The sequence below is a fragment of the Vibrio sp. 1641 genome, assembly GCF_033339995.1.
Lineage (GTDB): Bacteria > Pseudomonadota > Gammaproteobacteria > Enterobacterales > Vibrionaceae > Vibrio > Vibrio alginolyticus.
On record NZ_JAWOVP010000006.1, the window covers coordinates 140213 to 151727 of the forward strand.

The 11515-nt window shown below is 46.6% G+C and carries 9 protein-coding genes; 1 reads left to right on the forward strand and 8 read right to left on the reverse strand.

From position 1 onward, the window contains the following. Positions 1-156 precede the first annotated feature (156 nt). Positions 157-936: a TSUP family transporter gene (locus tag R7Z47_RS14580; RefSeq protein WP_017821480.1), complete on the forward strand. Its 780-nt coding sequence runs from the start codon at positions 157-159 to the stop codon at positions 934-936. Here the strand turns inward: R7Z47_RS14580 and R7Z47_RS14585 are convergent. The 8 genes from R7Z47_RS14585 to gltB form a co-directional block, all read right to left on the reverse strand. Next, positions 878-1732, reverse strand: coding sequence for a LysR family transcriptional regulator (locus tag R7Z47_RS14585; protein WP_262606808.1), 855 nt, complete (start codon positions 1730-1732; stop codon positions 878-880). The two genes, R7Z47_RS14580 and R7Z47_RS14585, sit on opposite strands and share 59 nt — an antisense overlap. Positions 1733-1860: 128 nt before the next feature. Next, complete coding sequence (locus R7Z47_RS14590) at positions 1861-2481, reverse strand: TRIC cation channel family protein (RefSeq protein ID WP_005387377.1); 621 nt, start codon at positions 2479-2481, stop codon at positions 1861-1863. A 69-nt stretch (positions 2482-2550) separates the two neighbouring features. Continuing rightward, entirely contained in the window at positions 2551-3372 is an 822-nt protein-coding gene (gene btuF, locus R7Z47_RS14595; protein ID WP_065274181.1) for a vitamin B12 ABC transporter substrate-binding protein BtuF, read from the reverse strand. Next, positions 3372-4325, reverse strand: a complete 954-nt coding sequence (locus R7Z47_RS14600) for a cobalamin biosynthesis family protein (RefSeq protein WP_262606809.1) — start codon at positions 4323-4325, stop codon at positions 3372-3374. Before R7Z47_RS14600 ends, btuF begins: the two co-directional genes overlap by 1 nt. A gap of 11 nt (positions 4326-4336) precedes the next feature. Beyond that, on the reverse strand, positions 4337-5032 hold the full coding sequence (mtnN, locus tag R7Z47_RS14605) for a 5'-methylthioadenosine/S-adenosylhomocysteine nucleosidase (protein WP_005381837.1): 696 nt from the start codon (positions 5030-5032) through the stop codon (positions 4337-4339). A 63-nt stretch (positions 5033-5095) separates the two neighbouring features. After that, on the reverse strand, positions 5096-5524 hold the full coding sequence (locus R7Z47_RS14610) for a DUF1499 domain-containing protein (RefSeq protein WP_005387371.1): 429 nt from the start codon (positions 5522-5524) through the stop codon (positions 5096-5098). Positions 5525-5615: 91 nt separating this feature from the next. Next, positions 5616-7028 (reverse strand): FAD-dependent oxidoreductase, encoded by a 1413-nt coding sequence (locus R7Z47_RS14615; protein WP_005381833.1) that lies wholly within the window; start codon positions 7026-7028, stop codon positions 5616-5618. A gap of 20 nt (positions 7029-7048) precedes the next feature. Next, positions 7049-11512 (reverse strand): glutamate synthase large subunit, encoded by a 4464-nt coding sequence (gene gltB, locus R7Z47_RS14620; protein ID WP_262606810.1) that lies wholly within the window; start codon positions 11510-11512, stop codon positions 7049-7051. Between the last annotated feature and the right edge of the window lie 3 nt (positions 11513-11515).

Here is an 11515-nt window from a genome sequence, read left to right on the forward strand (position 1 = left end):
CTGACAACTAAATTTTATATAAAAGTTTGGAGTCAAGTTTAAGCATTAATTCTATGAAAATTAGGAATAGATTGGTGTCTTGACTTTCCATTGGTAGTTTTGTGAATAAATGCTACCGTTTCTTCCTCTTTGATACCTCTTCAAAAAGGAAGTGTAGTGGAAATCACGGTTGAAATTTTGTTGGCCTTATTTTTGGTTGCGACTGCCGCAGGCTTTATTGATGCGATGGCTGGTGGGGGAGGGCTCATTACGCTCCCTGCGCTTTTGGCTGCGGGGTTGAGTCCGACTCAAGCTCTAGCAACCAATAAGTTACAAAGTTCGTTTGGCAGTTTCTCTGCTAGCTGGTATTTCGTGCGTAACGGTATTGTCAGCTTAAAGGAAATGCGTTTTGCGATACTCTGCACTTTTATAGGTGCTGCAATCGGTGCCGAGGCTGTGCAGTTTATTGATGCTAGCGTACTCACCAGTTTGATCCCTGTTCTTTTGATAGCCATTTCCCTCTATTTTTTACTCGCGCCAAGTACGCGAAAAATCGATGGAGAACCAAAGTTATCTGAAGCGATGTTTGCGCTATGCATTGGTGGCGGGATCGGCTTCTATGATGGCTTTTTTGGCCCTGGGACTGGATCTATTTTTACTGTTTGTTTTGTTGCACTAGGTCACTTTTCTTTGGTCGAAGCCACAGCTAGAACCAAAATCCTCAATTTCACGTCAAACATAGCGGCACTACTCTTTTTTATCTTAGCTGGGTTGCCAGTGTGGAAGCTTGGCTTAACTATGGCTGTTGGCGGTTTTCTTGGTGCTCAGTTAGGGGCGAAGGTCGTGGTAAGTAAAGGGCAAAAATGGATTCGTCCTCTAGTTATAGTGATGTCGATGCTTATGGCAACGAAACTTCTTTGGCAACAACATCAGCAATGGATTCTGTCAGTGCTTTAACTCGCTCGCTACGATATGTGCTGTGACGTAAGCAGATATGTATTGGCCGAACTAACTGATCTAGCTCTTCAAAGTCATAGCAGAACTTAGGTGTGATATTAAGTGTCTTTAGGATAGATTTAGGGATTAAAGCTGGAGCCATTCCGCCCAAAGCCAGTTGTGCTGCCGCAGTATACGAATCCATTTCCATCAAAGGTTCGATTCCGTGCTTTGATAAAATAGCTTGTTGATAAGTGTTGGCAGGGTTAGTTAGGTCATTGGTCAAAATAGCTTTAGGTAGTTTGGAAAGTGAATGTCGACTGACAATTGAGAAAGGTTCATCGGCGAGGTGAAGGCTCATTAATCCATGATGAGGTGGTAGATAGCCAGCGCAAAATCCCAATGTTGCTTTGCCTGATTTCACATTCTCAATAATGCGTGGCGTATGATTGGTCGATATTCGTATGTATTGATCATGGGCAAAGTGTTCTGCCATGATCATGCTGAGGTATCCAGCGACTAAGGTTTCAGAGCAGTCTATCTTGATCAAAGAAGTATCTTCTATTTGTTGTTGATCATAGATCTGACCTCTTAACTCATTGAACGTTGGCTCGATCGTGTTGATGAGCGCAAGGCCATCGGAGGTCAGCTTTATGTGCCGACCATTTGGCTCTATTAATTTTTTTCCTAACTTCTTCTCTAGATTTGAAATACGTTTACTCACGGCAGATTGACTAATATAGAGTTGACTGCCCGTGCGGCTCATGGTTTTTTCTTTACTGAGGACAAGTAACGTTTCAATACCTTCAAGCAACATAATGATTAATGAAAGTTAGGAATGGTTGAGATAATTTAGCGAATTGCCCAAGAATTGGCGAATCAAATGAGCATAAATGAGAGGAGCCGACACTTGGTCGACTCCATGATGAGTGATGTTGTTGGTGTTTAACGGTTAATGGCGAAAGTTGGCAGGGATAGATGCCAACGAATCGCACCGAGACGTATAATGAGCGTTGAGATTACACCAGCGAGTAAAGCCGTTGAGTGGTCATAACCCATGTTTACCGCCATCGTATGGAAGATGCCGCCAATAATACATGCCGTAGCATAGACTTCGCTTCTTAATACCATAGGAACTTCGCGAGCCAGCACGTCTCGTATAATGCCACCGCCACAGCCAGTAATAACCCCCATTATCACCGCGACCATCCCAGATGCATTGTAGGCGAGTGCCTTTTCTACTCCTATTCCCACAAACACAGCGAGACCGATGGCATCACAAACGGGTAATACCCACCATGAGAGTCGCTTGGGTCTTCGAATAACAAGCATGGTTAGTAGACACGTAACAAATATCACCCATAAGTAAGTCGTATCTGTTATCCAAAATACGGGAGTGGCACCAAGCGCCATGTCTCGGATTGTTCCGCCACCTATAGCAGTCACACTGCCGAGCACGATAACGCCGAATGGATCCATTTTTAAACGGCCCGCCAGTAATACGCCAGAGATAGCGAAAACAGCGGTACCGAACAAATCGATCATATAAAGCAGCATGGAGTCCATGTTACTTAGTACCTTTAAATAGTGTGAGAAAAAATGGGCGGAAATTGTACGGTATTTGCCACGAAATCGTTAGCGTTTTTGACGAACGCTTTTAAAGTGCTCACACACTTCCTTGATCGCGTTCAATGTGCGTGGTGTCGGACGGTTAATCCAATCAGAGTTTAGGGACCAGATGTGTTTGTTTTTAAGAGCAAGAAGCTCATTACTCCACTCAGCCCACATACTATCGTTACTCATTGCGTGACGAGAAGTAAAAATAACCTCTGGCTGGCGAGTAATGACTTGCTCGATGCTAACTTGAGGATAAGGCGCGCTGGATGCGGCGAAAATGTTCTCACCACCGCAAAAAGTAAAGACTTCACTTGGCCAGTTCTTTCCAGCGACAGTGATGATAGGCTTTTCACTCAACTGATAAAAGTAACTAACTTTCTCGTTCGTGTTGTACTGTTCTTTTAGTGTACTCAGCTGCGTTCTAAAATCTTCAGCGGCCTTTTTTCCTACTTGTGGAGTTTCGCTGTATTGGCTGAGTTGCTCAATATTATTGGCGATATCTTCTAATGAACCTGTAGTGGAGTAATAGATAGGAATACCGAACTGTTTAATTTTCTCCAACTCTTTAGCGGGGTTTCCGGCTGGCCAAGCAATCACTAAGTCCGGCTGAAGAGCAATAATGCGCTCTAATTTAATTCCTTGATAATTTGAGACTCTTTCTAGCTGCTTTGCCTGTTCTGGATAATCGCTCATTTCGCTGACAGCAACAAGCTGCTCTCCTAGCCCTGCTGCAAAGGCAATTTCGGTGGCATGTGGAGCTAAACTTATAATGCGTTGAGCGGGTTGAGCGAAGGTCGCTGTCGAAACAAACAGCGTTAATGCGAAGCATAATTTATTCATCATAATCCTTGATAAATTATTCCTAAAAGCAAACTTTGGATTGCGATCCAAGCCAGGACGCGCCAAACGAGCAGCGTATGTATTTGTGAAAGGTGAATAGCCGATGGCGCAATGCGCCCACCGATTTTTGCGCGCTCTGCACGCACACCTTGATAGATAGCAGGGCCGCATAAAGACAGTTGTAGTTTGTGTCCGATAGTACATAACACCCAGCTAGGTCCTGGTAAGGGCAAAGACTTCGCTTGCTGTTGTATTCCAGAGAGCACATTACTTGTATTCTTTCCGGCAGCTAAAAGTATGGCAAAGAGACGAAGTGGAATAATATCCAGAGTAGCAACCAGTTGAATCACAGGTTTACCAAAGGGCAAATATTGGCGTCGGCTAGGGGACCACACTCGCGCTAATTCTGTTGTGAGTCGATACATTAACGCACCAATACCACCTGTTAGTGCGTACCAAAATAGCACGCCGATCACGTTGCGGCTGTATCCCATAATCAGGGTTTCTGAGCCAGCTTTACCTATGCCAACGATCGAGAGGCTACCAGTATCGCGATTAAGGTATGGTCTCAGTAATGCTCGACACTGAGCTTTGTCTTCCGAAGACATACTAGTTACGAGCTGTTTCGTTAACGTTTCGCTGTTGCGCCAGTCTAGCGCAAGGATCAATAGAACCAGTTCATATAAAGGGATTTGCCAAACAAATGGCTTTACTGCAATCAGTAATATCAAACAAGGAAACAGCATCAAGCCTAGTGCAAGACTGCCTGAGATTACACTCTGTGAGTAATTGTGATTATTGTTCACTTTGTTGGCTAGCTGTTCTGCTAGCTTTCGCCATAAAGTGATGGGGTGCGCTGAATGGGGGATTGGCACTAGAAGGTGCAAGAGCAGTGCGCCCCACATTATAAGGAGCGCACCGTTGGCATAAAATGACTGAAAAACTTCTTCCATGAATGAGTCGTTTACTTAATGAGTTCCAGCATTTTGAATACCATTTCGGAAGAGCTTTTTGCTGCTAGAGGTAGAAACTCATCAAAGCTCATTGGTGATTCTTTATCAGCGACATCAGAGATTGCACGCACAACAACAAACGGTGTGTTGAATTGGTGACAAGTTTGAGCGATAGCAGATGCTTCCATTTCTACAGCGATAACAGACGGAAAGTGTTTACGAATAAACTCTTGACGCTCAGCAGTACAAACAAACGCATCGCCAGTACAAATTAGGCCGCGAACCGCATGAGTGTTTTCCATTTGTGCTAGGGCTTTTTCGGCTAAGTCCATTAGCTTGTCATCCGCTTTGAATGCAGCTGGTTGACCGGCCATTTGGCCAATCTCATAACCAAAAGCGGTTACGTCTGCATCGTGATGACGAACTTCTGTAGAGATAACTACATCGCCAAGGTTTAAGCTTGAATCGAAACCGCCAGCAGAGCCTGTGTTAATCACAACGTCTGGTTGGTATTCATCAAGAAGGATTGTCGTGCCCACTGCCGCTGCAACTTTACCGATGCCCGATTGTAGTACGACGACTTCAACATCGTTAATTTGACCAGAGAAAAACGTACAACCTGCTTTATTTACAGTTTTGCAGTTTGTAATTGCTTGCTTCAGGATGGTCACTTCTTGTTCCATCGCACCGATGATACCAACTTTCATAACACTCTCTTTAAGTAAATATTTTAGTTGGCCGAGAGTATAGCACTCCCCGTTGGCAGTTTTCTATTTGATGAGCTTCGCTTGAGTGAGCTTTTCTCGTAATTGATCGGCGCGCTTTCTGTTTACGCCAAAGTCAGAGTAGCCCACACGAGATTCCGAGCGCACAATCAGTTGGTCTCCTGCTATTTTTAGTTCGAGGTCATCCACGAAGCGCATGATTTTAGATGTGCACTCGATACGAAGGTAGTTGCTTTCTTTCACCGCTGTTTTCGCGCCTGGCAGTTCAAGCGCAACTTGCTCAATCGCGTCGATGTTCGCTGGATCAACTAAGATAAATGGCGTTAGGTTGTATTTTTCTCGCGTGTCTTGGGTGGAGACGCAGTTTGGTTTGTCACCACAAGGTGATTGAGAACGATCCGTCATGGTTGTGACTCCTTGGCTACAAGCGGTTAAGCCGAGCAAAGTAATGGAAAGGAGAGCGGCTTTTTTCATTGTATTTACTCTTATAATTTTGTTTCTAATTATATGGATACAAAAGAAAAAGGATCCAATAATAGGACCCTTTTTGTGAGGTTAGCTGAGATTAAACTTCGAGGTAATCGAGAATGCCTTCTGCCGCTTTTCGTCCTTCATCAATTGCGGTTACGACAAGATCAGAACCTCGTACCGCATCGCCACCCGCGAAGATCTTTTCGTTGCTGGTCTGGAACTGGAACTCTTGCTTCGCTGGGGCTTTGATACGACCCCATTGATCCAAATCGACATCAAACGGTGCTAACCAGTCCATTTTGTGCGGCTGGAAACCAAACGCCATGATAACAACGTCTGCTGGTAGAACGTGCTCGCTGCCTTCAACGGGCTCTGGACGTCGGCGACCCGCTTCATCAGGTTCACCAAGTGCGGTTTTCACCACTTTGACCCCCGAGACTTTGCCTGACGCATCCACTTCCACTCCCAAAGGCTGAAGGTTGAACATGAACTTCACGCCTTCTTCCTTTGCGTTTTTTACCTCGCGACGAGATCCCGGCATGTTGGCCTCATCACGACGATAAGCACAAACTACGTTGGAGGCACCTTGGCGAATTGAGGTACGAACGCAGTCCATTGCTGTATCACCACCACCCAGTACGACGACTTTCTTTCCTGCCATATCGATAAAGGGTTGGTTACTCTCAAGATCCATGACTTTGTAGGTGTTCGAAACTAAAAATGGCAGCGCGTCATACACACCCGGCGCATCTTCATTATCTAGACCTGCACGCATGTATTTATAGGTGCCAACGCCCAAGAAAACAGCATCGTATTCATCAAGTAGCTCTTGCATTTGGACATCTTTGCCTACTTCCATGTTCATGCGGAACTCGACGCCCATTTCAGTGAACACACGGCGGCGGTTTTCCATCACGCCTTTTTCAAGCTTGAAGGAAGGAATACCGAAGGTCAGAAGGCCTCCAATTTCAGGGTAGCGGTCAAACACGACTGGCTTAACGCCATTGCGCACTAGGATATCCGCGGCAGCCAAGCCAGCTGGGCCTGCTCCAATGATTGCGACCTTTTTATCGGTCCACTCCACCTTGGACATATCTGGCTTCCAGCCCATTTCAAACGCTTTGTCGGTAATGTACTTTTCTATGTTACCGATGGTGACGGCACCAAAGTCATCATTAAGCGTGCATGAACCTTCACATAGGCGGTCTTGAGGACAAACGCGCCCACATACTTCCGGTAGGCTGTTGGTTTGATGCGATAGTTCAACCGCTTCAAGAATACGACCTTCATTGGCAAGTTTTAACCATTGAGGGATGTAGTTGTGGACTGGGCATTTCCATTCACAATATGGGTTGCCACAATCTAAGCAGCGATCCGCTTGTGCAGTCGCCTGTTGTTTAGTGAACGGTTCATAGATTTCAACGAACTCGATCTTACGAACTTTGATAGGCTTTTTCGCAGGATCTACACGCTGCACATCGATAAATTGATAAACGTTCTGGCTCATGATTCAAACATCCTCCATGATTACTGTGCTTGAACACGCAGCTCTGCGGCACTGCGGCTCTGGTGACCAAGTAGCGTGCGAAGATCTGCCGCTTGTGGTTTCACCAAATAGAACTTTGGAATCCATTCATCAAAGTTCGCCAAAATATTTTCAGCATGACTCGACCCTGTTTCTTCAAGGTGTTCCGCAATTAGGCCACGCAAATGTTCTTGGTGGATGTAAAGATCGGACAATGAGATGGCTTCGACAGACTCAGTATTAACTCGACCTTCAAAGCTTTGGTTCTCATCCAGAACATAGGCAAAGCCTCCAGTCATACCCGCGCCAAAGTTCACACCTGTCGCACCAAGAATGGCAACAATACCGCCAGTCATGTACTCACAAGCGTTATCGCCAGCACCTTCAATGACGGCTATCGTACCTGAGTTTCGTACGCCGAAACGCTCACCTGCTTTACCGGCTGCAAATAGTTTACCGCCGGTCGCGCCGTACAGACAGGTGTTACCAATGATGGTTGCTTCATTACACTTAAATGCAGTGCCAAGGTGAGGTTTGATAACCACTTTACCACCCGCCATGCCTTTTCCCACGTAGTCGTTCGCATCGCCCGTGAGGTAAAGCTCTACACCACCTGCGTTCCAAACACCAAAGGACTGGCCTGCGGTGCCGTCAAGATAGATTTTGATAGGGGAAGCCGCCAACCCTTGGTTGCCATAGCGTTTTGCTATTTCGCCAGATAAGCGTGCACCAACAGAACGATCAGTGTTGATGACATTGTAGAAGAAACTTGCCGATTGACTGTTTTCGACCGCATGCATGGCATCATCAACGATCTTTTGGTTGAGCTCAGCTTTATCAAACGGTTTGTTTGGCTCTGTCCAAAATAGCGGATGGCCCTCAGGTGATACTGGAGCTTCTAGAATATTGGATAGATCCAGCTTGGTCTGTTTCGCTGTAAATCCCTCTACTGCCTCAAGTAAATCGGTACGACCAATCAAGTCAGTCATTTTTTCAACGCCAAGTTCAGCAAGTAATCCACGTACTTCGTCTGCCAGGCCGATGAAGTAATTCATCACCATTTCTGGTAGACCTTTGAAGTATTCTTTACGCAGTGTCTCGTCTTGAGTCGCAACCCCAGTTGCACAGTTGTTGAGGTGACAAATTCGTAGGAACTTACAACCCATAGCGACCATTGGCGCAGTACCAAAACCGAAGCTTTCTGCACCTAAAATTGCGGCTTTAACTACGTCTAAACCAGTCTTTAGACCACCGTCTACCTGTAGGCGGATCTTATGACGCAGACCATTAGCAACCAGAGCTTGTTGTGTCTCTGCCAACCCCAACTCCCAAGGGCTACCAGCGTATTTTACCGAAGTTAATGGGCTTGCTGCGGTACCACCGTCGTAACCCGAAATGGTAATAAGATCAGCGTAAGCCTTGGCTACACCCGTTGCGATGGTGCCGACACCTGGCTCGGAGACGAGTTTTACCGAAACCAGCGCATTCGGGTTGACTTGTTTAAGGTCGAAGATCAGCTGGGCCAAATCTTCAATCGAATAGATATCGTGATGCGGAGGAGGGGAGATCAGAGTCACGCCTTGTACCGAATAACGCAGTTTTGCGATTTCTGCGGTGACTTTGTGTCCTGGTAGCTGTCCACCTTCACCCGGTTTCGCACCTTGTGCCACCTTGATTTGCAGTACATCCGCATTAGTCAGGTAATGCGGCGTTACACCAAATCGGCCAGAAGCAATCTGTTTGATACGTGAGTTACGCTCAGTACCGAAACGGCGAGGATCTTCACCGCCTTCACCCGAGTTAGAGTAACCACCAAGACGGTTCATCGCCGTTGCAAGTGCTTCATGCGCTTCTGGGCTAAGTGCGCCAATGGACATTGCCGCTGAGTCAAAGCGTTTGAACAGTTCAGTGCGTGGTTCTATTTGCTCAAGTGGCAGCGGTGAGTCTGATTTTTTCAGCGACATTAAGTCACGCAGCATGGCAACAGGGCGTTGGTTTACCTGCTTAGCAAAGCTCTGATAGTCGTTACTTTCGCCAGATTTAACGGCCTGTTGCAGCGTGCCGACGACATCCGGGTTGTAAGCATGATATTCACCTCCATGGACGTACTTTAACAAGCCGCCATGATCAATCGATTTGCGTTTCGCCCATGCTTTACGAGATAAGTTTGTAAGATCTTGCTGGAAGTCGTCAAAATTCGCGCCTTCAATTCGAGTTGTGACGCCTTTAAAACACAGATCGACCACATCTTGGCTCAAGCCAACTGCTTCAAACAGTTGTGAGCAGCGGTAAGAGGCGATGGTTGAGATCCCCATTTTCGACATGATCTTGTACAGGCCTTTGTTGATGCCGTATTGGTAGTTTTGCATCACATCGCGGTAGTCTTTCTCTAGTGCTTTATCATCAATCAGTTTACCTAAAGCTTCATAAGCAAGGTATGGGTAAACCGCAGTAGCACCAAAGCCAAGCAAGACAGCAAATTGGTGTGGGTCACGAGCTGTTGCGGTCTCAACAACAATGTTGGCATCGCAACGTAAGTTCGCGTCAATCAGACGAGTTTGAACGGCGCCGACTGCCATTGCTGCCGGAATTGGTAACTTACCTTTGACCAAGGCTCTGTCCGAAAGAACCACTAAAACCGTGCCTTCACGAACGACTTGCTCTGCTTGCTCACACAGATCATTAATGGCTTGTTTAAGATCTTTTTGTTGTGGGTCGTAGTTGATATCGAGAATGGTATTACGGTAATGATCGTCACTCAGCTCTAGTAGTTGCTGCATGTCTGAATAGAGCAGTACTGGAGAATCAAAGGTTACACGATGCGCGTGGCCATCGGTTTCACAGAAGACGTTCATCTCCTGGCCGATGCTGGTCGCTAGCGACATGACGTGTTTCTCACGCAGCGGATCGATTGGTGGGTTGGTGACCTGCGCGAACTTCTGACGGAAGTAATCAGTCACCAAGCGCTCTTTCGAAGAAAGAACCGCCATCGGGGTGTCATCACCCATCGAACCGACGGCTTCTTGCCCCATATCACCGAGGACACGCAATACTTGATCGACTTCTTCATTGCTCATGGCAAACTGCTTTTGATAAGTCTTAAGCAAGTCTTCATCAAAGCTGCGCTCACCTACTTGATCTTCAGGCAGCTGAGAGAACGGTGTTAGTTTGCGAACGTTGTTCTCCATCCATTCGCGATAAGGGTGACGAGATTTCAGGTCATTATCGATCTCGCTAGACTGCCAAAGCTTACCTTTACGAGTGTCGATGACGAGCAATTCCCCCGGACCTACACGACCTTTTTTGGCAACTTCATCTGGGGCGTAATTCCAAATCCCTACCTCAGATGCCAGAGTGATCAGCTTGTCTTTGGTAATTACATAACGCGCAGGACGTAGACCGTTTCGGTCTAGGTTACAAGCAGCATAACGACCATCGGACAGTACGATACCTGCTGGGCCATCCCATGGTTCCATGTGTTTGGAGTTGAAATCGTAAAACGCACGCAAATCCGGATCCATATCCGGGTGGTTTTGCCATGCTGGCGGTACGAGCATACGCATGGCACGGAAGATATCCATGCCGCCAGCTAAAAAGAGATCTAGCATATTATCTAAGCTAGACGAGTCTGAGCCTGTCTCGTTCACAAACGGTGCTGCAGTTTGTAGGTCAGGCAGCAGTGGTGACGAGAACTTATAAGCACGAGCGCGTGCCCATTGTCGGTTACCTTCAATGGTATTGATCTCACCATTATGAGCAAGGTAGCGGAACGGTTGAGCTAATGGCCAACGCGGTTGAGTGTTGGTAGAAAAACGCTGGTGGAACAGACAGATAGCAGATTCCATACGTAGATCGGCAAGATCAAGATAAAAGCGCGGTAAGTCCGCAGGCATGCATAGGCCTTTGTACACCAAAACTTGAGTCGACAAGCTACAGATGTAGAAATCCGGATCTTCGGTGATTTGTTTCTCGATGCGACGGCGTGCGATGTAGAGGCGACGTTCAATGTCACGCTCGCGCCAACCTGCCGGTGCAGAGATAAAGACTTGCTGAATATTTGGAAGCGAGTTGGCCGCAATTGGACCGAGTACTTCTGAATTAGTTGGTACTTCACGCCAACCAGCCACAGTTAGCGTCTCTTGCGCCAGTTCTTTGTTGACGATGTCTTTAGCGAGTTGAGCTTTGACTGGATCTTGGTTGAAGAAAATCATCCCTACGGCGTATTGCTTGCCAAGGTTGAAACCATTTTCTTCGGCAATAAGACGTAAATAGGAATCGGGCTTTTGTAATAGAAGACCACAACCATCACCAGTTTTACCATCGGCGGCGATACCACCACGGTGAGTCATGCGGTCAAGTGCAGAAATTGCTGTACGTACCAGCTTGTGGCTTTGTTCGCCTTCCATATGCGCGATCAAGCCAAATCCACAGTTGTCTTTCTCAAGACTTGGATCATAAAGAGCCATTGC

What these genes read in the sequence shown, in the direction of transcription:
- R7Z47_RS14615 (WP_005381833.1), bottom strand. Translation starts at nt 7,028, where the DNA reads ATGAGCCAGAACGTTTATCAATTTATCGATGTGCAGCGTGTAGATCCT.
- gltB (WP_262606810.1), bottom strand. Translation starts at nt 11,512, where the DNA reads ATGGCTCTTTATGATCCAAGTCTTGAGAAAGACAACTGTGGATTTGGC.
- R7Z47_RS14600 (WP_262606809.1), bottom strand. Translation starts at nt 4,325, where the DNA reads ATGGAAGAAGTTTTTCAGTCATTTTATGCCAACGGTGCGCTCCTTATA.
- R7Z47_RS14590 (WP_005387377.1), bottom strand. Translation starts at nt 2,481, where the DNA reads ATGGACTCCATGCTGCTTTATATGATCGATTTGTTCGGTACCGCTGTT.
- R7Z47_RS14585 (WP_262606808.1), bottom strand. Translation starts at nt 1,732, where the DNA reads ATGTTGCTTGAAGGTATTGAAACGTTACTTGTCCTCAGTAAAGAAAAA.
- R7Z47_RS14610 (WP_005387371.1), bottom strand. Translation starts at nt 5,524, where the DNA reads ATGAAAAAAGCCGCTCTCCTTTCCATTACTTTGCTCGGCTTAACCGCT.
- mtnN (WP_005381837.1), bottom strand. Translation starts at nt 5,032, where the DNA reads ATGAAAGTTGGTATCATCGGTGCGATGGAACAAGAAGTGACCATCCTG.
- btuF (WP_065274181.1), bottom strand. Translation starts at nt 3,372, where the DNA reads ATGAATAAATTATGCTTCGCATTAACGCTGTTTGTTTCGACAGCGACC.